Source organism: Pelolinea submarina, assembly GCF_003966975.1.
Classification (GTDB): domain Bacteria; phylum Chloroflexota; class Anaerolineae; order Anaerolineales; family Anaerolineaceae; genus Pelolinea; species Pelolinea submarina.
Genome location: NZ_AP018437.1, coordinates 2,721,725 through 2,745,223 on the forward strand (window position 1 = coordinate 2,721,725; position 23,499 = coordinate 2,745,223).

Genomic DNA, 23,499 nt, shown 5'->3' on the forward strand with positions numbered 1-23,499 from the left:
GAATGAAAACTGTTATTATCGGCGGTGTCGCAGGCGGAGCCAGCACAGCTACACGCTTGCGCCGCATGGACGAGAAAGCGGAAATCATCATCCTCGAACGGGGTGATTTCATCTCTTTTGCCAACTGCGGACTGCCCTACCACATCGGCGGTGTCATCCAGGAGCGTGAAAAGCTGCTGGTCATCTCCCCCGAAAAACTTAAAAATACCTTCAACATTGAAGCGCGTGTCAAACATGAAGCGCTCAGCATCGATACGAAGAAGAAAACGGTCAATGTGCGCGACCTCTCCAACGGGCGCGAATATACTGAAAGCTACGACAAATTGGTGCTCTCCCCAGGTGCCACCCCCATCATCCCGCCCATCCCGGGTGTGGATCTGCCGGGTGTCTTCACCCTGCGCTCCATTCCGGACATGGACCGCATCAACGATTTTGTCACCGAAAAGCAGGCCACCCGCGCGGTGGTCATCGGCGGCGGATTCATCGGCCTGGAAATTGCCGAAAACCTGCAGGACCGCGGCGTGCAAGTTACCATCATCGAAATGCTCGACCAGGTCATGGCGCCCATCGATTACGAAATGGCTGCCATGGTGCATCAGCATCTGGATTTCAAGCACGTCCGTCTGGCGCTGAGTGACGGTCTGAAGGCCATCGATGCCGACAGCCCGCTCAACGTGACCCTGCAGAGCGGTAGAGTTGTTGGCACGGATATGGTCATCCTGTCGGTAGGCGTGCGCCCTGAAACCTCGCTGGCCAAAGACGCCGGCCTGGAGTTGGGTTTGCGCGGCACCATCGTGGTGAACGACCATCTGCAAACTTCCGACAAGGATATTTATGCCATCGGCGATGCCGTGCAGATTAAGAACATCATCAGCGGTAAGGAAGTCAACCTGCCCCTGGCCGGTCCGGCCAGCAAACAGGCCCGCATCGTGGCCGACAATATTGCCGGACGCGACATGGCCTTCAAAGGCGTGCAGGGCACTTCCATTGTGAAAGTGTTCGACCTGACAGTGGCCTCCACCGGTCTGAACAGCAAACAACTGGCAGATCTGGGCCTGCCCTTCAAGGATGTCATCATCCACGCTTCCAACCACGCAGGTTATTACCCGGGTGCTTCCCCCATGGCTTTCAAACTGCTCTTTTCACCGGAAGGCAAGATTTACGGCGCGCAGTTGGTGGGTGTTGAGGGCGTCGATAAACGCGTCGATGTGATCGCAACCGCCATTCGTGCCGGTATGACCGTCTATGACCTGGAAGAACTGGAGCTGGCTTACGCCCCGCCTTACGGTTCCGCCCGCGATGCCGTCAACATCATCGGATTCCTGGCCGGCAACGTATTACGTGGCGACCTGGAGACTATCGATTGGAACATGGTCGACAAGATGGATCGCGAGAAGAACGTCTTCCTGGACGTGCGTGATCCGGAAGAATTGGCCATCGGCATGATCGACGGCGCGCTGAACATTCCGCTGGGAGAGCTGCGCCAGCGCTTGAACGAAATTCCGCACAGCAAACGTGTGGTGGTTTACTGCCAGGTCGGGCAGCGCGGTTACTTCGCCACCCGCATCCTCAAGCAGAACGGCTTTGATGTGGTCAACCTGAACGGCGGTTTCAAGACTTACTCGCACGTGACCTGCAAACAGTCCAATTTCGATACCTTCGAGAACGTATCCATCAGCAGCCGTGAAGAGATCCACGAAATTCCGCCCTTCAACGCGGATAACGCCAACGAATTCACGGTGGACGCCTGCGGTTTGCAGTGCCCCGGCCCTATTCTGAAGCTATACAACAAGGTCAAGGAAGTCAACCCCGGCGACTTGATCACTGTGAAAGCCACCGATTTCGGCTTCAGCAGCGATGTGGAAGCCTGGGCCGACCGCACTGGCAACAAACTCCTGTCGGTTGATTCGGCCAACGGAGTCATCACTGCCAAGATTGTCAAAGGCGCAGAAAAGAAAGAGGAAAAAGGATCAGTAGCAATGACGCAAGACAAAACCATGGTCATCTTCTCCGGCGACTTGGACAAAGCCATCGCCGCCTTCATCATCGCCAACGGCGCGGCCTCCATGGGCCACAAAGTTACCATGTTCTTCACCTTCTGGGGTCTGAATATCCTGCGCAAGGATAACGCTCCCAAGGTCAAGAAAACCCTGATTGAAAAGATGTTCGGTTTCATGATGCCGCGCGGCGCGGACAAGCTGACACTTTCCCAAATGCACATGTTGGGTATGGGAACCGCCATGATCAAGGGCATTATGAAGAAGAAGAATGTTGCCTCACTGCCCGAATTGATCAAGAGCGCTATGGACAACGGTGTGGTCATTGAAGCCTGCCAGATGTCCATGGACCTGATGGGCATTCAAAAAGAAGAATTGCTGGATGGGATCAAGACCGTAGGTGTGGCGACTTTCATCCACGCTTCGGATGAGTCCAACGCAACCATCTTCATCTAAATAAAAAGTACTCTCCGATTTGACAACAGCCCCGCACAAATGTGCGGGGCTGTTTTTTGCCCCTCCACTCCTTCTCCCCTCCCTAACCCTCCCATTCCGGCTGCGCAGAAATAAGGAGGGCATGGAAGATCTTTGAAATTTAACCTTGAGCGAGATTCCGCCAGTACCTGTCAGATAAACCTGCCTAATGCCCCACACATTGTCATCCTGAGCCTGACTGCCAGCGGCAGGAGGGCGTGATCGCGAAGCACTCCCTACGGAGAGGGATCTCGGATAGAGTTCGATTTATCCTTGCTTGGTTATGTCCTTTTTGTCCCGCAAACGTTCGAGCAAAATGGCATTATTTTATACATGAAACTGAGATTGCTTTCCCCAAGGGAATGCTTCGCGATCGCTTCGCTCGCAATGACACTTGGCAATTATCGGAATGACGCGAAGTAAAGTTCATCTGTGTATATCAACTTAATAATTTCTTTGTATTTATCCGTGTTGATTTGTGGCTAAGAAAAAAAGGACTAAAGAAGCCCATCCCTCTCGCGATGGCGCACAAAGCACCATCTGTGTTCATCAACCTTAACAATGTCTTTGTTTTTATCCGTGTTCATCTGTGGCTAAAAAAACGGACAAAAGCCCCCTCTCTCGCAATGGCAGCACAATGCACCATCTGTGTTCATCAACCTTAATTCATCAATGTATTTATCCGTGTTCATCTGTGGCTAAGAAAATATTGGAATCAAAAGGTTGCCTACGATACTGCTCAGGCAACCTTTAATAAAAAAGCCCGTACCTTTCAGTACGGGCTCTGGAATCTCAATTCAATCTACCGTTCATAATAACGGCAAGCCACGAAGTGATTGGGTTCAACCTCTTCCAGCTTTGGTTCGATCTCAGCGCAATCCGGACGTGCGATGGGGCAACGCGGATGGAAAACACAGCCGGAAGGCGGGTTGATCGGGTTGGGAATCTCACCTTCTGGCATATCTTCTGTGCGCCGTTTGCGTGGATCCGGCACAGGCACTGCCGCCATCAATGCTTTCGTGTACGGGTGCAGCTGATGATCGTAAATCGCGTGCAAATCACCGATTTCCATCAGTTTTCCCAGATACAGGATGCCGATGCGATCGCAGATATAACGGGCTGTGGCCAGGTCATGGGTGATAAACAGATAGGTCAGGTTGAATTCTTCCTTCAACTTGATCATCAAATCCAGCAGCAGAGCACGCACACTTACATCCGCCATGGCTACCGGTTCATCCGCCAAAACCAATTCCGGGCGGGTAATCAACGCGCGCGCAATCACGACGCGCTGGCGCTGGCCGCCGGAAATCTGGTGGGGAAATTTATCGTAATAGAAAAGCGGCGGGGTCAGGCCAACTTTTTCAAACATGCTCAACACCATATCATAGTGCTGGTCGGCCAATTCCGGATAGTGGATTCTCAACCCCTGCCGGATGGCGCTGCCGAGAGTCATGCGCGGGTTCAATGAAGCCATGGGATCCTGGAAGATAACCTGCATCTTCTTGCGCATTCTGCGCAGCTCCTCGCTGTTCAGAGTCGAGAGATCGATGCCGTCAAAGGTAACTTTGCCTTCGGTTAATTTTTCAAGGCCAATCGCCAAACGGCCGATAGTCGTTTTACCGCTGCCGCTTTCGCCGGCCAGGCCGAGTGCTTCACCGCGTTTGATATACAGTGAAACATCGTCAACCGCGCGTACAAACTCATGTTTTCCGGATACAACCTGGTCAATCAGGTCCTTTTGAACCGGATAATATTTCTTTACGTTTTCCAGAATCAGGATCTTATCTTCCGATTCCATCATGTCATTTCCTGAAGTCATATGTTTAAACCTTTAACGTTTTCTCTGTTTTTTCAGGATGATCCTGATAAAGCCAGCAATGCACCAGCGAGCCGGAAGACGTTTTGAGCAAGTCTGGTTCCAAACGGCTGCAAATCGGCATAGCATGTTGGCAGCGCGGGTGGAAACGGCAGCCTGTTGGCGGGTGCGTCAAGTTGGGCGGCTCGCCCGGCATCTTGAATAGCTCGTCGCGGTCGTTCAGCTCAATACTCGGCACAGAACCTAACAATCCCTGCGTATATGGATGCAGCGGTTTTTCAAATACCGTGTAGATATCACCCATTTCAACCACATGGCCGGCATACATCACCGCCACACGGTCGGCCATTTCCGCCACCAGCGCGATATTATGCGTGATCATCAATAATGTCACACCAAATTCATCGCGAATCTCACGCAACTGGTCGGCCAGTTTGGCTTCCACAATCACGTCCAGCGAAGTGGTTGCTTCGTCCGCAATGATCAGTTCCGCGTTCAGTACAAGGCCCAAACCGGTCATCACGCGTTGGCGCATACCGCCGGATAACTGATGCGGGTAACTGCCCAAGCGATTCAACCCAATACCCAGCCGCTCGATCAAAACGGTAGTGCGCTCCAGCGCCTTTTCGCGTTTGGTTTTTGGTTCGTGCACCTGGATGGCCTCAACCAAATGGTCGTCCACGCGCTGCATGGGATTTAATGATGTCATGGGATCCTGGAAAATCATGCTGGTGCGCCGGCCGCGAAAGTCGCGCATCTTTTCTTCATCATATTGCATGATGTCTTCCCCATCAAAAATGATGTGGCCGCTGGAAATTTCCGCAGGGGGTTCAATCAGGCGCATGAGTGCTTTTCCAAGCGTGCTCTTGCCGCAGCCGCTTTCTCCTACCAAACCCAGGATCTCCCCTTTCTGGATTTCAAACGAGACATGATCCACGGCGCTGACCGGACCAATGCGCGTGTGATAGGTCACGGATAAATCTTCAACTTTTACTAATGTATCTCTTTCCATCTTACAACTCCGCCAGGCGAGGATTCAAAATTTCCGAAAGACTTTCACCCAGCATACTGAATGATAAGGTTACCAATGTTACCATGATGCCCGGGAAGGTAATCAGCCACCAAGCCCGGCGCAGATAATCCTGTCCGCGCGCCAAATCGATACCCCAGTCCGGAGTATCCGGCGGCAAACCCAGGCCAATGAAGCTCAAGCCTGCTTCGGTCAGGATGGCATCCGCGACATTCACGGAAAAAATGATCACCACGGAAGGCAGTACATTCGGGAAAATGTATTTGAATAAAATTTCACGGGGCCTGGTACCCAGGCTGCGGGCTGCTTCCACATACAATTCATTCTTCACGGAAAGCGTTTGACCGCGCACAATCCTGAAATAAGTCGGTATATACAACACGGAAATCGCCACGATAATATTGCCGATGCCCGCGCCCAGCACTGAGGCAATGGCAATTGCCAGAATCAGTCCGGGGAAGGTATACAAGCTATCCATGAACAAGGTCAAAATACGGTCGAAAGTGCCGCCGATGAAACCGCTGATCAATCCCAGCGGAACGCCGATGACAAAGGAAATGATTGCGGAAATCAAGCCAACAATCAAGGCAATGCGGGTTCCCCAAATGATGCGGCTGAGGATGTCCTGTCCGATTTGGTTGGTGCCCAAAACAAACGAACTGGCCTTGCTGCCGCTCAGGATATTCAGTTCCCTGTATCCATTGGCTTCAATCTGGGTATCTCCCAATTCGTCCTCAGATGCCACAAAGGCATCAATTTCACCGGCGCTGAGTGACGCCAGTCCTTCTTCCAGAGTTTCGAAACGAGTGCTGCGGGGTTGGTAAATATTTCCCAATCCCTGTTCTTCAGCTTCATCGTTCAGGCTGCTGACCGTATCGCGAATGGTTTGGGTTGCCGGGCTGCCCATTAAATAACCTACCGTATTGGTTTTGGTGGCCACGTCCGCAAATTCCTGCGCATCGGAGGACGCAAGCACCAGTACATTCAAACCAGGTGCTTCTTCACCCGGCGCCAATAATGACGGCCCTACTTCCTCACGCGGGTCAAAAGGAGCAAACCATTGGGGAAACACACCCACGGTAATGATAAACAATAGTAAAACAGCACTGATTACTACAAACCACCAATCGCCGCCGTACCACTTGCGCGCCAGCAGCATCTTGCGCATCCATCCAACTTTATCCAATTCCAATTGCCATTCCGGCACGGAATCACTTACAACTTCTCGTTTATTTTCCATCTTCTACCAATCTCGCTAATATCGAATTCTGGGGTCGATTACCGCATTTAATAAATCCATGACAAGGGAAATGATTGCAACAAAGAAAGCAAACATGGCAATCGTACTTTGTACAGCCGTGTAATCACGTAATGCAATGCGTTCTACCAGGTAACGGCCAATTCCCGGCCAGGAGAAGGTCGTTTCGGTAAGGACTGCCCCTGCGATCAGGATAGCAGTCTGCAACCCAATCAGCGTCAGGATTGGAATAAAAGTATTTCGCAGCGCATGGTGATAGACCAGCCGCTTTTCGGAAATACCGCGCGCTTTACCGGCAGCAATAAAATCAGAGCGCAGCATTTCAATCATGTTGGCACGCGTCAAGCGAATGAATACACCTGTGAGTGCCAACCCCAATGTCAATGAAGGCATAATCAAATGTGAGACGGCTGAACCCAGAGCCGGCCAATTTTGGGTGAGGATCGCATCCAATACGTAGAAATTTGTCTTGGATTGGAAAGTAGTCAAAATCATCGAATCCATCCTGCCGGAGAGTGGCAGCCAATCCAGACGGACACCGAAAATGATTTGAAAAATCAGCCCCATGAAGAAAATCGGGATGGAATATATAAAAATGCTGAATAGCCGAATGATATAGTCAACCGGCTCTTTACGATGTTTGGCGGCAAATGCCCCCAAACCGACGCCAAAAATGGTGGTGAACAACATGGCGGGGATAGTCAATTCCAGGGTGGCGGGAAGGCGCTCGCCCAATTCATCCCGGATAGGTCTTTCACCCTGCGTCAGGGCATTGCCAAAGTCAAAGGTGACAATATCTTTCAGATAATTGCCATATTGAACCAGGATGGGATCGTTCAAGCCCAGTCGTTCGCGTAGCACATTAGCCTGTTCTTCACTGACACGCGGGCCTAATTGCGAACGAATTGGATCGCCCGGCAAAACACGCATGACAAAGAATATCAGGCTTACCAGGATCAAGACCATCGGAATTGTTAACAAGAGCCGGGTGATCAAGAATTTTCGAAACGAAGAAGACATAATGGTATTACTCCAAAACCAAAAATTTTTTCTCTAGGTGCTTCTAATGATAAATGCGGATAATAGCAATGAAACTGTAATAATGGTGAGGGTTATTGCTAACCCTCACCATTTTTGTTGCTTTTACTCTGCAGTCATGCCATAGGTATGGTTGAATACCAGGTAGCGCAGTGAAGGAGCATCAACTTTCACTACTGTCAAACCATCGACAGACTGGAGCCGTGTGGATTCCACGGGACCCAGGGTGCGCCAGGCAACGTCGATCTCGCCCTTTTCCACAGCGTTGGCCATGGTGGTGGGATCGGCGAAGTACTTGACGATAACGTTCGGGATAATGGCCGCATCTTCGCCAGTGTAATATTCATTGGCTGCGAGAACCATTTGTTCGCCGGGAACGTGGGAGACCATCTTGTACTGTCCAATGCCATCGATTTTGTCGGGGAATTGAACAATTTCATCCGCCGGGAACTCGGCCGGATTTACCGGAACGAAGGGGGCGGTAGCGGTCAGCGCCGGGAAGAAGCCGACGGGGTTGTCTAACTTGTAAACAACGGTCTTCGCATCGGGGGCTGTTACGGTATCAACATAAACCTGAACCAGGCCGGAAACCTGACCCTCAAGCGTGTTGAGGCGATCCCATGAGTAAACATAAGCATCGGCGGTCAGAGGAGTGCCATCAGCGAAGGTCAGACCATCTTTCAACGTATAGGTATAGGTCAGTCCATCGTCACTGATAACGGGGAAGTCGGCAGCTGCGGCGGGAACCAATTCGGTGGTGCCGGGGGTATAACCCATCAGCGCCATACCGGTGTTCTTGATGATTTCCCAGTCGTGGGTGGAGTATGCATCGTTTGCATCCAAGCTGTTCACCTCATCGGTGGTACCGATGATGATGGTGTTGGCGTCGCCGGAAACGGGGGTATATCCATCAGCGAAGCTGAGGACATTGTAGTTGAACTCAAATGAACCACCGATGGCTACGCCTTCAACGCCGTTGCGGTAGGTGATGTATTCCGGTTCCCAGAATAACGGGATGGTGGGGACATCATTCGCATACAGCTCACCGATCTGCTGATACAGGTCCGCGCGAACGGTGGTATCAGTTTCGGCAGCAGCAGATTGCAGCAATGCATCCATGTCAGGATTGCAGTAGTTGACGCCGTTGTCAGGTGACTGTTCGCAGGAGGCGAACGGGGTCAGCCAGTTGTCGGGGTCGACGAAATCCGGGAACCAACCCAGCATGAACATGGGCAGGTCGCCAGCAACGAAACCATCAACGTACTCAGCCCAGTTCATGGACTGCAGGTTGACGGTGATCATGCCGGTCTCTTCCAATTGTTCCTTGAGAACCTGCATGACATCGGCGGTGGTGGTGCCGTAATGTTCGGGCGGATACCACAGATCGAAGACGAAGGGATTCGCTTCGGAATAGCCGGCGTCGGTCAGCAGCTGCTTGGCCATGTCCAAATCACGCGTGCCGTATTTGTCCAGGAAGGGTTCCGTGGCATACGGGTAGCTTGCGGGTACCATGTGATAAGCAGGGGTATTGCGGCCTTCGAAAACACGGTCGACGAGTGCTTCGCGGTCGATCGCAGCGGCAATCGCTTCACGCAGTTCGGGTGTCCATAACGGACCGGCAGCAGCCTCTTCAGCAGGTGCGGCTTCTTCAGCAGCAGGTGCGGCTTCTTCAGCAGCAGGAGCAGCTTCTTCTGTTGTGGCAGCAGGCTGGCAAGCTGTGATCAGCATACCGGCGAGCAGCACAAAAATAAACAAAGCAAAAAATTTATTCTTACTCATTGTTCTCCTCCAAAAATTTTTTATTCAGTATTTTACAAACTCCTAACTCAACATCGGCAATAATCACCACCTCCTTAGGAAAATACTTAAACATTGATTTTACCAGAAAAATGATTTTTATCATGTCCCTTTAGTAATTCATCATGATATTACAATGATATTTTAGTAATCTCGTAAATTATACATAATTCACGAATGAAATAGGCAATGAAAATAATGTAAAACGGCCTGTTGATTTTCCAGAAAACAAGCCGTTTTCAGCCTGATCGCTACATAAATTTTGGAGTAACTGTCAAATTAATTACCCCAGCGCGGTTGGTAATCACAGTAGGTATTTTCCGTCAATCGGCGGATATCCGTACCATCCTTGCGCATGATATAAATTTCGCAGCCGTCCGATTCCCAGTAATGGTCTCGGTAGGACATGAAAGTTATCCATTGGCCGTCCGGCGAGAAAGATGGAGAAAGGTTATCACCGCCGCTGGTGATCGTTACAGGGGCTTTTCCCACTTCCATTAATACAATTTCGCGGTCGTGGGCATCTTTTGTACCGGAGTAAGTTGCGATGGTATAGTCTACTGACCAATCCGGACGCCCATCCAAACCGCTGAGTTCATCGACCTTTTGGATGGTCGTGCCCCCGGCGTTCATATAATAGATTCCGGCTTTCCCATCCTCACGGGAGGTGAATAATACTTTGCTGCCATCTTCCGACCATACCGCGTCTTTATTATTGTAGTATGCCACCAGGTCCAGCAGGTTGCTGCCATCCCGATTCATGACAGAAATGTATTGTTCCGTATCGCTGACATAGCGTGTGAAAATGATGCGCAGTCCATCCGGAGAGAACATCGGTGAGTATAAGTCGCCTTCAATATCCCCAACCATATGCATATTGCCTTCCAGATCCATTTCATAAATCTTGGGAGAACCGCTGTGTGAGCCAATAAACACAAAACTGTTGCCGTCCGGCCCCCAGGAAGGAGATAAGTGCTGGTGCAGCAGGTCATTGGTTAGCTGGCGGAATCCTGTCCCATCCGCGTTAATCATGCAAATCTGATCGTGGCCGAATGTATTGTCCACCTGGCAGGTATAGATAATCCTGCCGGTAGGTTCACCTGTTGAAGTGCCTGCTTCAGCCGCGGCGATTTCCTCCGCAGTGGCAGTTTCGACAGGGGCAGCAGTCACTTCAGTCGTTGCAGCAGCCTCGCCGGCAGGTGTAGCCGTTCCCTCTGCCATCACAGCAGCAACATTAACCAGAGTGGCTGTTTCAACCGCTTTATCCGCTTCTTCCGTCGCAGATGTGTCATTGCTTATAATGGCAAAAATTTCTTTTAACATATCTCGAGAAGGTTCAAGCCAGCTGGATAAGTTCACCGGTGCTGTACATGCAGATAAAAGTATTAAAGAAACAATCGTTAGGATAAAAAGCTTACGAGTTTTCATAATTACTTCTCCTTTTAGATAAGTTGGATTTCAATGAGTGGCAATTCATGTGCCAACAGGCGTATATCCTGATCGCTGCCGTCGATTTCATACCCCATGAATTTGGCTAACTCTTTCATCGCCAGAGGATGATCATGCGCATAGTTCAATAAAACTTTTTCAGAATCAACCTGGCTCAACTCTCTGGCAAATGCCTCATCGTAGAGTTTTCCGCGGAAATTAATCTCGATTTGCGGTGTTTTTGAAATATTCTTATACCAGTCCGATTGCTGCCGAAATCCGGATGCAATATATATCTTGCGTTGGTCGGGATCATAATCAACAACTTCTACAACCGTTTTATAAATTTTTCCGCTATTTCGGCCTATATGCGACAATTGCACAAAACGGCTGCCCATGATTGAACCCAGCCCGATGTTATAAAAAAAGTTGGGTAATTTAAATAACACTTTTTCAATTCCCCGCGGGGGTTTGATATCTTTGATTTTTTTCATAGTCCGCTACTCTAACACAATTATACATACAGCAGGCTATCTCGGAATAACAAAAGGAGCTGAATGGGTTCCATCAGCTCCTAATATTTAATTTTATGAAAGTGATTAATCCTTTTTAATAATCCTCTTCATCGATTTCATCTTCGTAATCTTCGTCGTCATCCATCATAGGCCAATCCAATTCCAACGGATCCAACCAGACAACTTCCAATTCGGCACCGCAACTCTTGCATTCAACCAGTTTCCCAATTCGAGGTTGCGAGCCTACTGATACCTCACTGCCACATTGCGGACATTCGGCACTTTGCATCATTTCAATCTCCTCTTTTTTCAAATAAAGAATTTATTAATGCGAATCGCATTGATTTACCCACTCTCGTTCAAACACTTTATCCTGAACAATTTCTTTATTTTACACATCCGTTAAGTGGCGCATATATTACACCAATTTTTAGAAATTGAACAGATTAAATTGCTATTCTTTTCATTATATTTTTATAGGAAAGCAAGACATTTTCCTAATCTGAGTAAAATTGAAGCTAGGAATATCATTCATGCGTATCTCGAATCTGGTCTCAACCGCACATTCAATCAACCATTCCATCGAGGCGATGGTACTGCCCCAGTTAATCCGGCCGCAAACCGTTTTCTCCGAAGAGGATTTGGGCAGGTTGTCAAATGATGTTTCAACCGCCCTTGCAAAAACTCATCAATTATGCCAAAAGATGAACGGCAAACCCGAAGACCTGCCCACGCCATCGTTCCGTGCGTATCAATGGCTGAAGTTCATCGAGGAAAGAGATTGGCTTTTTGCGCACGCCCATGCAATCGATGATTTCTACCGCCTGCTGCCTCCCCTATTTCCCAATTTGAAATTGGGAAATATTTCCAAATCACTGGAAATCGAAATTTACCATTCCGCTTACCTTTTCCGTTCGAGTCAGAAAGGCCGCAAGGTTTTTCTGGAAGTAAATGAAGGTTTCATCCAGGCGCCGACCGCGATCAAACAAACCCTTCTGGAAACCGCTTTGAAAAGGCGGACTGTAAAACGCCTGAATGTCATAAAAGCCTATACCGGTCAGGCGGATTATCGGGTCATATCCGCGGCGCTGCAGGCAAACAATGGCGGCAACCGGCTCGCGGGCCGGGGAAAATATTTCGATTTGACCGTCGTTTTTGGCAGAGTTAACAACCAGTATTTTGAGGGCAGTTTATCCCAACCACGATTGACGTGGAGCAGCCGCAGGACGACCCGCCGGCTGGGCGCCTACCATCCCGAATCGGACACTATCACCATCAACCGCCGGTTGGACAGCGCCGATATTCCCCTCTATTTACTGGAATATGTCATGTACCATGAAATGCTGCATAAAAAGATTGGTTTAAAGGAAGTCAACGGCCGGCGCTATGCCCACACGAAAATTTTCAGGGATGCCGAACGAAAATTTGAATCCTACCAACAAGCAGAGGCGTTGATTAAGGAATTAAACCAGAAGAATTTGTTTTAGATTTCAGCTACAATCTTATTAACTATGAATTGGTGGAGATGAAAGTGAGGCTGCTTTGAAAACGAAAAACCTGCTCTCGGGGTTCTTTTTTGCCTGTCTTTATACTTTTTTGATCCTCTTTCCTGTGATTATTCTGCTGCTTGGGCCGAAATTCAGCGGGCGCCCCAGCTTGCTTGATCTTTCCGTCAGCCTGGCCTTCGTCGGCCTGGCCATCATGGCCCTGCAGTTCGTCAACAGCGGGCGCTTGAAATTTTTCAACGCGCCCTTTGGAACCGATCTGGTTTACCATTTCCACCGCCAGATTGGCATCGCCGCGTTCTTTTTGGTTTTCGCGCACCCCATCCTGCTATTCATCCTGGACAGCCGCTACCTGCGCTATCTGAATATCTTTACCAGCCCCCTGCCGGTAAAGTTCGGTTCACTGGCTGTGCTGTTCCTGGTTTTGGTCGTCTGGCTGGCTGAATATCGCCAAAAGCTGAAAATCCCATACTGGTTCTGGAAATTCTGGCACGGTATCATCGCCACCGTCATGGTTTCCATGGCGCTCATTCACATCTTCCTGACCGGCAATTACGTCAGTCAGTCCTGGAAGAAAGAACTCTGGATCGGCTATTCCGCCTTATTCATTGCCATGTTGATCTATACGCGTGTGATTTACCCGCTTAGACTAACGCGCAACCCCTTCATCGTATCGGAAGTAAAGAAAGAACGCGGAGACGTATGGACGATTACTTTGAATCCTCCCGTGGGAAAGGAAGTCCATTTTCATCCCGGCCAATTTGGCTGGCTGACCGCCTGGAAGACACCTTTTTCAGACAGTGAACATCCTTTCTCCATCGCCTCCAGCGCGGAGCAAACCGGAACGCTGCAAATGTCGATTAAAAACCTGGGACCTTTCACCGAAAAAATCCAGAACTTAAAGGCAGGCAGCCAGGTATACGTGGATGGCCCTTATGGCTCTTTCAGCATCGACCGCTATCCCGAAGCGAAAAATCTGGTGCTCATTCCCGGGGGCATCGGCGTCACCCCCATTATGAGCATACTGCGCACGCTGGCGGACCGCGGCGACCAACGCCCCATCAAAGTATTCTACGCTTACCAAACCTGGGACGCGGTTACCTTCCGGGAAGAAATGGAAGAGCTGCGCCAAAGGTTGAACATGGAATTGGTGTATGTCATCGAGCGCCCGCCCGAAAACTGGCAGGGTGAATCCGGTTTCCTGAACAGCGCCATATTAAAGAAATACCTGCCGGAAGATTGGCTGGGAGCTGAAACGGAAGTGTTTTTATGCGGCCCTACACCCATGATGAACGCGGTTGAAAAAGCGCTGCACCAAACCGGTTTTTCGGAAAAGAAAGTCCATACCGAAAGGTATTCTTTCGCTTAGGAGATTGCCTTATGCGTCAAAGATATTCCAAATACTTCGTGTATCTGATCGTCCTCAGCGCGGTTGCGCTTTCACTGGCTTTTGCCTTTTTGAAAGCGGCCTGAAGCCGGCCAACCGCTGCGCTAAACGATTATTAAAACAACACGCACCAGCAGAGCTGCCAGCGTCGCCACCAATACGGTTAATCCGGTGATTGCCCACATGGATTTTCCGCCCAGTTCGTTGCGGATGGAGATCATAGTCGCGAAGCAGGGAATGTAAAAAACCACAAACACCGTGAACACCACCATCTGCTTTGCGGTCATCATGGCTGCGTAATTCGTGGTTCCGAAAGCCTGCGCCAGCATGATCATGGATAATTCCTTGCGGAAAATACCGAATACCAGCGGCGTGCCGACCTGCTTGGGCAGCCCCAGCAGCCAATTGAAGGGCTCGAAAATGGTGTTGATATAGTCTGTCACCGAATAAAAATTCATGATCGCCAGCAAGATGCTGCCGATGATCAACACCGGCCATGCTTCAAAAATGAATTCGCGAATGCGGAACCAGGCTTTGGCCGTGACCGTTTTTAGAGTCGGTACGCGGTAAACCGGCATCTCCAGAATCAAACCGGGAGAATCCTCCGGCAGGAAATGCGTGATTATTCTTCCCGTCAGCGCGATGATGAACAGGTTATACAGGTAAATTCCAAGCGCCGCCCAAGGCCCAACGTAGAATGCCACCAACCCGAAAATCACCGCCAGACGCGCGGCACAGGGCACCATGGTGGATAAAGCCGCGCTCAGGAAACGGTCACGCTTGTCCTCCATGATACGGGTGGACATGATAGCCGGTACGTTGCAGCCATATCCCAGGATAAAGGGCACAATGGCTTTGCCATGCAGCCCGATACGGTGCATCAGTGAATCCATCAGAAACGCAATGCGCGTCAGGTAGCCGATATCCTCCAGAAAGCCCAGCCCCACCAGGAACGGCACCAGGTAAGGCAACACGATGGCTAAACCGCCGGAGATACCCTGGATAGCCCCGGAGACGACCTGAGCCAGCAGGCCGCTCGAATGCATTGCTGTTAATATGCTCGCATCCAGGTTGTTAAAGAAATCCAACAGCGGTGTTTCTACCCAGGTGCCGAACCCATAAACACCATAAAAAAACAATGCCATTATGGCAATCAGGAATATATATCCCCAAAACGGGTGCAATAAATAATCGTCCAAACGATCGCGCAGGGTCAGATGGGTTTCTGTCTGCGTGGTAACTTTCTCATTTAACTCGCGCGCCAAACGCTGGCGCTCGCTTGCAATCAACCAAACCGCTTGCACCGAGGACTGGTGGCACAGGCGATCCCACTGTGTCTGGACTAAGGTTTGAATCGCGGGTACTTTTTTACCCACTTGATCAGTCAGGGTAGGGTCGCCCTCCAACAATTTGATGCCGATGGCCCGCCGGCTGACAGGATAATCCGTCTTGTCAATTTCACTCTTTAGCGTCAGGATGGCCTGCTCAATTTCATCCCGGTAGACAGGTGCCGCGGGAATTTTATTTTGGTGGGCAATGTGCCATGTTTGAGAGAATGCTTCACGAATGCCCTGGCCGCGCGTGGCAACCATCGGCATGACCGGAATTCCCAGCAGCTCGGAAAGCGCCTTGCCGTCAACCTTCAATCCCTGGCGCTTGGCTTCGTCCATCATGTTTATTACCAACACAATCGGCCGACCCAATTCCATTAACTCCAGCGTCAAGGTCAGCCCCTGCACCAGGTGCGTAGCGTCCACTACATTGATAATGGCATCCACCGGTTTTTCAACCATGTAGTCCAAGACCACGCGTTCGGCCGGATTGGTTGCCAACAAGGTGTACGTTCCGGGTAAATCAACCAGTTCCACCACATCCCCCAGCACCCGCACTTTAGTTTCGGTGAAGGTCACAGTTGTCCCGGCAAAATTGCCTGTTTCAGCGCGGTAACCGGCTACCTGATTGAACAGGGTGCTTTTACCGCAATTCGGTTGTCCAATTAATGCAAATCTCACGAAAGATACTCCACCATGACTTTGTTCGCCACACCCCGCCCCAATACAATTTCACGCCCTTCCACATCCAATAGCAGCGGGCCGTGAAACGGCGCTGAACGGATGATACGGACTTTATTACCGGGCAGGAACCCGAGTTGAGCCAGACGGCGCTCCATTTCAATCCCCCCCGCGACCTTTATGACTTTTACCCAATTACCATTATTTACTTGCAGCAGATTTATCATGTCGTATTAAGTTAGTATATGCTAATATTTTTTAGTATTATAGCCTATATAAATAATAACGCAAGGTTTTATATTTTTATGAGTTTTTAGGGGATATGGCGGTTATAACGGACCGTCACGGCTAATAAAATCAGCTGCATAAACGCGTAGAAAACAGAGGAGAATTGGTCAAAATAAAAGATAAAGATATTTATCACCAGGGTTGTTAACAGCAGGCTGAGCATGGCCAGCGCAATGGCCGGTCGCTTGAGTCCGCGCATGCCCAACACGACCGCCACGATCAAAAGCAAGCCGCCCAGCGCTTCCCCCGCCAGACGGATAATGCCTGAAATTGAAATATCCGGGGAGAGTAATAACAAATCACTGATGAAAAGCGAGCCCCAAATGCCGGAAAAACTCATTTTTGTTTGGGCCGATAGCAACGCGAAAAGCGGGTGAATGAGGGCGACAATCCCCCACACCCCCCAAGCGATCATCAGTCTGCGGTAGAAATGGGTGTGGTTGAAAATCCGGGCTTCAAAGCGCAAATAATCATCGGATATTTTCTCCAGAAAGTCGGGCTGGTGTGGTACCAGGTTATCCTCCTGGGCTTGTAAATAAGCAATCAGATCATTTCCAAGCGATGTGAGGCCCGCATCCTGTTTGTCATGCAGGGCTCTTTGAATGCTGCGCAGCATACGGTCGCGTTCCAGCTCAGACAAGTCCCCTTCCAGTATTTCTTCGAATTGTTCGATGACGTGGTAGAGCGTTGCCCGCAGCCCAACATCCGCGCGTGAACGCCGCACCAGGACGAATACCAGCAATGTCAGCAGGAAGAAGATGTAGATGATGGGCGCGGCCGCTGGGAAAAAATAATCGTTGCTGCGGCTGATAAATTTACCCACCTCGTCAATGAACAGTCCAACGCCTACCCCGGAAAAGAAAGCACTTAAATCAAACGCGCGCTTGTTTACAAATATGAGTGGAAAAAGTCCCCCGATAAAGAGCAGCAGCCCGCCCCATAACACGTGCGCGATGTGCAATTCGCTGCCGCCGATTTGCGGGTAACCGGTCAGCTCCAGAAAGAAGCGTGTAATGGAGACGGAGAAAGCGAAGCTGATGATGGTCACCAGCAAGTAGCGTTCAGCGTAATACCTGCGAACCAGCCTGCGCTTTCTCTTCTTCTCCACCTAACCTTCTTTTAAATATTACAATTTCGGCAGTTCAATATCCTTCTGATTTTGGTATTTGCCCTTTTTATCCGCGTAGGAAATTTCACAGGACTTGTCGCTTTCAAAGAACAATACCTGGGCGATGCCTTCGTTGGCGTAAATGCGCGCGGGCAACGGTGTGGTATTGGAAATTTCGAGCGTGACGAAACCTTCCCATTCCGGTTCGAAGGGGGTCACATTGACGATGATGCCGCAGCGGGCATAAGTGCTCTTGCCCACACAAATAGTGAGCACTTTACGCGGAATACGGAAATACTCAACCGTCTTTGCCAGCGCAAATGAATTTGGCGGGATAACACACACATCTCCTTTGAAATCCACCATCGAACGCGGGTCAAAAGTTTTGGGGTCGACCACGGCCGAAAACACATTGGTGAAGATTTTGAACTCGTCAGCCACGCGAATGTCATATCCATAGGATGAAAGCCCGTAAGAGATAACGCCATTACGTACTTGTTTATCCACAAAAGGTTCAATCATGCCTTCATTTAAGGCGTACTCACGAATTCGAAAATCTGGTAATAGTGCCATGGTTCTCTCCTATATTCAATATTATTTATAAAAAATTTTACCAGCCGCTGGCTGAAAAAACCGTATTCAAAAGGTCCGCGCGTTCATCCGCTGTCATCAGCCGCGGGCGGGCCATATCCGTGAACATGATGGTCAACAATTCAGTGCTGATGTAACGGCCGTTGTAAAACACGTGCCGGTCCATGAAAGCCTGGCGCTGCGGAAAACCTTCATTATATTGGTCAAAGAACAGGTTGCCCAAGCCAAAATGCAGGGTGGCGCCTTTATAGAATTCCAAGGCGTGCGGTTGGTGCGCCTGGCTGCCGCTGACGATTACCGCGCCGGCATCGGCTGCTTTTTCAAAGTCATCGACCAGGTTCTTATTAATAGTATAGGTGTAATACTCAAGATGCTGGAACGTGAAGATGGGCAGATAACCTTCCGCCACCACTTCCTTGACCACCTTAGCCATGGCATCCATATCGCAGTGTACCGCGCCGGGTGATGTCGCCGAGGCAGTGGCGTAGCCTGGCGGTTTGGCATTGCAGCCAATAAACGCGATTTTATTGCCATTATGTTCAAAAAGCGCCGGTTTCATGCCATCGGCCAGGTCGGTACCCCCGCCGTAATACTGCCAACCGCGCTGATTGTACATATCGATGGTGTACAGCATGGCATCCGCGCCCCAATCCCGGAAATGATCGCCGGTCAGTTCCACGACATCGGTGCCGATTGCTTCCAATAATTGGATATATTCCGGTTTACTGCAAAAAACCAGGTTGGTGTCATTTTCAAGATTGGCAAACGGCTTCGGACAGGTTTCAGTAAAGGGAATTTCATTGCTTACGTGCAAAATATCCGCGTCGCGCAGGATATCCCCGATATCGATGGCCGGATAAGTCATGCCGTTCTTTTCCATCAGGTAAGCCGTTCCGCGTACCAGGGCGGTGACACCCGTGACCACTACGGTGGTCAGTTTGTCCGCGTCGCGGTTTCCAGTGGGCAGCATCGGGCTGCCGCTTTCTGGGCCGTACTTTTTCATAAAAGGCTCAACCACATCCGTGTTGCCGACCAGCGAGAAAGGTATCTTTAACCCGTAAGCATCCGGATTGAAGGCTTTTTGAATAGGAGATTGGTCATCCAGCGCGATGACTTTCCACTGCGGATCCAACTCTTCAAAGGGAATGATCGCCCAGGTCTTTTCTTCGTTCCAGGCAGTGGTCAGCAGATCCTCCGCCGAGACGGTTTTGACGGTATTAATCGCGGCGCTGCCCCACAGTTTTTCCAGAATAGCCTGGGTGCTGCCGTCCATGATCAGTTTTTCAACCGGAAAATCCTGCGGCGCTGTGCCTTTCCAAAGTGCCTGCAAACTGTCCAGGCTGACTTCATCCGCAACCGTTGCGAAAGGAGCCGCCAGAACGTATATCCATTGTGATACCGGATGGTCCGCGCCTACGTCAACCAGCAAATCCGCTTCGGTTTTATCGTTGACTTCGATCACTTTTGATGGAAGCGCCATATCGTCCAGCATGGCCTCCGGCAAATAGGGAGCCAGCCAAATGGTATAGGATGTTTGCTGGGGTTGTGGGGTAGTAGATTCAACGGCTTGCGCTTCTTCGGGTTGGTTTTTTCCGCAAGCGGTAAGAAGAACCGCTGCAGCCAGAATAATACTGATGAGTGAGCGAACTTTTTTCATAAAAACCGATTCTATCAGAGCAGGTCAATCCCTGCACGATTTTTAATATTTTCGCGAATATTTTTTAACAGACTATCGGCTTCCCGGTCCACCTTTTCCAGACTGCTTTGGATCGCTTCTGCTTCTTTTTCGCCTGTCAGGGCAGCCAGGTTGATGCGCACATTCGCACCCGCGCAGCTGATGGCGGCATGCGCCAGCGCAGCGGCCGACCAGGCATCCGTGATAGCGTTGGTATTCCCCTGCGCGGCGGCTTGCTCCGCCAGGCGCATCACGTCCAAAGTCATTTCTGCGGTTTTTAAAGGAACGCGGGCTGCCTCCAGCGTGGCTGCGTGAATGGCAATTTCGCGCTGCCCGGCCTGGGCCTCATCCGCCTTGGGCAGACGGTAAGCCTGCATGACGGCTTCGAAAGCCGCGGAATCTTCCGCGATAGCTGCGTTCAGCTTGCTGCGCAGCGCGTCCGCCTGTTCAGCCAAAGCCTGCATTTGGGCTTCCACTTCAGCGTATTTCTTCTTGCCGACCGTCAGGCGCGCCACCATGGCCGTCAACGCGGCCGCTTCAGCGGCTGTGAAAGCCGCGGCAGAACCGCCGCCCGGCGTGGGCGCCGCGCTGGCTAATTCTTCCAGGAATGAGGTGTCCGAAGAAGCACCTTCAGGCTCGTCTCCGTTCAGACGGTTTTCCAAAATCTGATCGGATTCAAACTGATCCATTTGTGTGTACCAGACGGCCGCGTCCACCAGCGCTTCCTGCGGGATCAATCCCACCAATTCGCTGTGATGCGTGCTGGTACCGTAGCGCTGCGCTTCGCGCGCAACGGTTTCGTATACCAACGCAATGGGCGTCTTACGAAAATTTGTCAGGTTCATGGAAACCTGGGCCTGGCCTTCCACCATCACACCCATGGCCTTAACGTAACGCAGCCCGCCGGAAGAAAAGCGCACGGTTTTGGCAATTTTCTTGGCGATGGATACGTCGTCGCTGTTCAGATAAATGTTATAAGCAATCAGGGGTTCGCGCGCACCGATGATGGTCGCGCCGGCTTTGCCAAGCTTGACCGGGCCAAAATCTGGTTGGCGCGCAGGGTTGCTTTCAATTTCTTCCTTTAATAGTTCATACTGGCCCCGGCGTACGTCTTCCAGGTTTACACGCTCAGGGCGTGCCGCCGCGGCTTCATATAAATATACCGGGATGCCTAATTCCTCGCCCACCTGCCTGCCCAGCTCCTGGGCCAGTGCCACGCAATCGGCCATGCTCACGTCGCGGATGGGTACAAAAGGCACCACATCGGTAGCGCCCAGGCGCGGATGTTCGCCCTGGTGCTGGTCCATATCGATTAATTCAGCCGCTTTGCGGATGGAGCGGAACACGGCTTCTTTGACAGCCTGGGGCGCGCCCAGGATTGTCAGCACCGTGCGGTTGTGATCGGGATCGGAATGTCCGTCCAGCAGTTTGACGCCGGGCACAGAGGTGATGGCTGTCTTGATCTGGTCGATTACTTCCGGCCGCCGTCCTTCTGAATAATTGGGAATACATTCAACCAATGGATAAGCCATAAGACACCCTCAAGTAAGATTTTAAGCAATTATAGCTGAAAGAGATCCCCTGCCCAACGCACACTGAGGTACGGTTATGTTTCTTCCAGTTCCTTGGCTTTTTTAACCAGCTTTCCGCGGTCTTCGGTGTTCAGGATACGCTTGCGGATGCGGATGGCGACCGGAGTGACCTCCAGTAAATCATCCTCCGCCAGGTATTCAATAGATTCATCCAAACTCATTTGTCGCGGCGGGGTCAGGCGCACTTCAATATCGCGGTTGGATTGGCGCATATTGGTGAGGTGCTTCTTTTTGCAGACGTTGATGGTCAAATCACCCGGACGGGAATATTCGCCCACCACCATACCTTCGTAAACTTCCACGCCTGGGCCGTAAAACAGCGAACCGCGTTCTTCGGCGTTCTTCAGGCCGTAGTTGACCGTCACGCCCGGCTCCCAGGCTACCAATGAACCGGTAGCGCGCGAGGTGATCGGACCGACCATTTTGTCGTACCCGTTGAAGATGGTGTTCATCACACCCATGCCGCGTGTTGCAGTCAAGAACTGATAACGGAAGCCCAGCAAACCGCGTGTGGGCACAATATAGACCATGTGGACGTTTCCATCGCTGGTTTCATGCATGTCCACCATGCGGCCGCGCCGCATACCCAGCATTTCCACCACCGTTCCGGTAGTCTCGGAGCTGGTTTCGATGTGGACTTCTTCAAACGGTTCCAGCGTATTGCCCGCTTCATCTTCATGGAAGATCACTTCGGGCCGGGATACCTGAAATTCATATCCTTCACGGCGCATGGTTTCGATCAGGATGGCCAGGTGCAGCTCACCGCGCCCGGATACCAGGAATGTGTCCTTGGTTTCTGTTTCGGCTACACGCAGCGAAACATTGCTGCGCAGTTCTTCAAACAAACGATCGCGTAATTTGCGCGAGGTTCCCCAGCGCCCTTCTCGCCCGGCAAAGGGCGAGGTATTCACGCCAAAGGTCATGCGTACGGTCGGTTCTTCCACATGAATGGGCGGCAGCGCCTGCGGATCATCCGGGTCGGCCAGGGTTTCACCGATGGCAATTTCTTCCAATCCAGCCAGGGCGATAATCTCGCCTGCCTGCGCTTCTTCCACTTCCACCTTACCCAAGCCCTGGTGGATATATAAATAGCGTGCCTGCTCGGGCACAATCGTGCCGTCCAGCTTGATGCGTGCCAGAGGCTGGTTGACCTTGATACCGCCGGAATAAATACGTCCCAGGGCGGTGACGCCGCGGTAATCATCGTAACCCAGCGAGGTTACCAGTACGCGCAGCGGCGCCTCCAGATCCACTTCCGGTGCGGGGATGTGCCGTAAAATGGCATCAAACAACGGTTCCAGATTATCACTCAACTCAGGGGTCAGGCCTGCCTGTCCGCCGGTAGCGCGCGCGTAAATCACAGGGAAATCCGCTTGCTCATCCGTGGCGCCCAGCTCAATAAACAGGTCGAAGGTTTGGTTCAATACCCGGTCCGGTTCGGCGTCGCGCCGATCAACTTTGTTGATCACCACGATGGCTTTATGGCCCATTTCCAGCGCTTTCTTCAACACGAAGCGGGTCTGCGGCATTGGCCCTTCGGCCGCGTCCACCAGCAGCAGCACGCCGTCAACCATGTTCATCACGCGTTCCACCTCGCCGCCAAAGTCGGCGTGGCCGGGCGTATCCACGATATTGATCTTAACTTGCTGTTCGGTCTTCGCATCCCAAATCGAAATGGCGGTATTCTTGGACAGGATGGTAATACCCCGTTCCCGTTCCAGGTCGTTGGAGTCCATCACACGTTCAACTACCTGCTGGTTGTCGCGGAAAATATGCGCTTGACGCAGCATACCGTCCACCAGGGTAGTCTTTCCGTGGTCAACGTGTGCGATAATGGCCACATTTCTAATATCAGTTCTTTTTGTAAACATTCTTTCATCACTTTCTTGAGACGCAAGTAAAGACCTCGACCTATGATGGTCGAGGTCATCATTTCTTTATATAAAGATATCTTATCAGATTCCCCGCAAATCGAGAAGTAGGGAAAA

The 23,499-nt window shown here is 50.9% G+C and carries 18 protein-coding genes; 3 read left to right on the forward strand and 15 right to left on the reverse strand.

Annotated elements, in window-relative coordinates; all coding sequences use genetic code 11:
- Window positions 1-2 precede the first annotated feature (2 nt).
- Complete coding sequence (locus Pelsub_RS11960) at window positions 3-2,453, forward strand: CoA-disulfide reductase (protein ID WP_116223511.1); 2,451 nt, start codon at window positions 3-5, stop codon at window positions 2,451-2,453.
- Window positions 2,454-3,273: 820 nt separating this feature from the next.
- On the opposite strand, the gene Pelsub_RS11965 is transcribed toward Pelsub_RS11960, so the two are convergent.
- The 8 genes from Pelsub_RS11965 to Pelsub_RS12000 form a co-directional block, all read right to left on the reverse strand.
- A complete protein-coding gene (locus Pelsub_RS11965; protein ID WP_232528593.1) occupies window positions 3,274-4,272 on the reverse strand; it encodes an ABC transporter ATP-binding protein in 999 nt (332 codons plus the stop codon).
- A gap of 22 nt (window positions 4,273-4,294) precedes the next feature.
- Window positions 4,295-5,299: an ABC transporter ATP-binding protein gene (locus tag Pelsub_RS11970; RefSeq protein WP_116223510.1), complete on the reverse strand. Its 1,005-nt coding sequence runs from the start codon at window positions 5,297-5,299 to the stop codon at window positions 4,295-4,297.
- A 1-nt stretch (window position 5,300) separates the two neighbouring features.
- Complete coding sequence (locus tag Pelsub_RS11975; RefSeq protein ID WP_198418353.1) at window positions 5,301-6,557, reverse strand: ABC transporter permease subunit; 1,257 nt, start codon at window positions 6,555-6,557, stop codon at window positions 5,301-5,303.
- Between the two features lie 15 nt (window positions 6,558-6,572).
- Window positions 6,573-7,595, reverse strand: coding sequence for an ABC transporter permease (locus Pelsub_RS11980; protein WP_116223509.1), 1,023 nt, complete (start codon window positions 7,593-7,595; stop codon window positions 6,573-6,575).
- 123 nt (window positions 7,596-7,718) lie between these two features.
- Window positions 7,719-9,392: an ABC transporter substrate-binding protein gene (locus Pelsub_RS11985; RefSeq protein ID WP_116223508.1), complete on the reverse strand. Its 1,674-nt coding sequence runs from the start codon at window positions 9,390-9,392 to the stop codon at window positions 7,719-7,721.
- A gap of 297 nt (window positions 9,393-9,689) precedes the next feature.
- On the reverse strand, window positions 9,690-10,733 hold the full coding sequence (locus Pelsub_RS11990) for a PD40 domain-containing protein (RefSeq protein ID WP_158675101.1): 1,044 nt from the start codon (window positions 10,731-10,733) through the stop codon (window positions 9,690-9,692).
- A gap of 119 nt (window positions 10,734-10,852) precedes the next feature.
- Complete coding sequence (locus Pelsub_RS11995) at window positions 10,853-11,332, reverse strand: nitroreductase family deazaflavin-dependent oxidoreductase (RefSeq protein ID WP_116223506.1); 480 nt, start codon at window positions 11,330-11,332, stop codon at window positions 10,853-10,855.
- 115 nt (window positions 11,333-11,447) lie between these two features.
- Window positions 11,448-11,645 (reverse strand): hypothetical protein, encoded by a 198-nt coding sequence (locus tag Pelsub_RS12000; RefSeq protein ID WP_198418354.1) that lies wholly within the window; start codon window positions 11,643-11,645, stop codon window positions 11,448-11,450.
- Window positions 11,646-11,886: 241 nt separating this feature from the next.
- On the opposite strand from Pelsub_RS12000, the gene Pelsub_RS12005 reads away from it, so the two are divergent.
- Together Pelsub_RS12005 and Pelsub_RS12010 are read left to right on the forward strand one after the other, a co-directional pair.
- Window positions 11,887-12,840 (forward strand): SprT-like domain-containing protein, encoded by a 954-nt coding sequence (locus Pelsub_RS12005; protein ID WP_116223505.1) that lies wholly within the window; start codon window positions 11,887-11,889, stop codon window positions 12,838-12,840.
- A gap of 55 nt (window positions 12,841-12,895) precedes the next feature.
- Window positions 12,896-14,227: a ferredoxin reductase family protein gene (locus Pelsub_RS12010; RefSeq protein ID WP_116223504.1), complete on the forward strand. Its 1,332-nt coding sequence runs from the start codon at window positions 12,896-12,898 to the stop codon at window positions 14,225-14,227.
- Window positions 14,228-14,349: 122 nt separating this feature from the next.
- Here Pelsub_RS12010 and feoB read toward each other — a convergent pair whose 3' ends face one another.
- The 7 genes from feoB to typA form a co-directional block, all read right to left on the reverse strand.
- Entirely contained in the window at window positions 14,350-16,257 is a 1,908-nt protein-coding gene (feoB, locus tag Pelsub_RS12015) for a ferrous iron transport protein B (protein ID WP_158675102.1), read from the reverse strand.
- Entirely contained in the window at window positions 16,254-16,484 is a 231-nt protein-coding gene (locus Pelsub_RS12020) for a FeoA family protein (RefSeq protein ID WP_116223502.1), read from the reverse strand. Before Pelsub_RS12020 ends, feoB begins: the two co-directional genes overlap by 4 nt.
- Window positions 16,485-16,570: 86 nt before the next feature.
- Window positions 16,571-17,653: a hypothetical protein gene (locus Pelsub_RS12025; RefSeq protein WP_116223501.1), complete on the reverse strand. Its 1,083-nt coding sequence runs from the start codon at window positions 17,651-17,653 to the stop codon at window positions 16,571-16,573.
- 18 nt (window positions 17,654-17,671) lie between these two features.
- Window positions 17,672-18,226: a dCTP deaminase gene (dcd, locus tag Pelsub_RS12030; protein WP_116223500.1), complete on the reverse strand. Its 555-nt coding sequence runs from the start codon at window positions 18,224-18,226 to the stop codon at window positions 17,672-17,674.
- Between the two features lie 37 nt (window positions 18,227-18,263).
- On the reverse strand, window positions 18,264-19,901 hold the full coding sequence (locus tag Pelsub_RS12035) for a CapA family protein (RefSeq protein ID WP_116223499.1): 1,638 nt from the start codon (window positions 19,899-19,901) through the stop codon (window positions 18,264-18,266).
- Window positions 19,902-19,915: 14 nt separating this feature from the next.
- Window positions 19,916-21,451, reverse strand: a complete 1,536-nt coding sequence (gene ftcD, locus Pelsub_RS12040; RefSeq protein WP_116223498.1) for a glutamate formimidoyltransferase — start codon at window positions 21,449-21,451, stop codon at window positions 19,916-19,918.
- Between the two features lie 74 nt (window positions 21,452-21,525).
- Entirely contained in the window at window positions 21,526-23,382 is a 1,857-nt protein-coding gene (typA, locus tag Pelsub_RS12045) for a translational GTPase TypA (protein WP_116223497.1), read from the reverse strand.
- Window positions 23,383-23,499 lie beyond the last annotated feature (117 nt).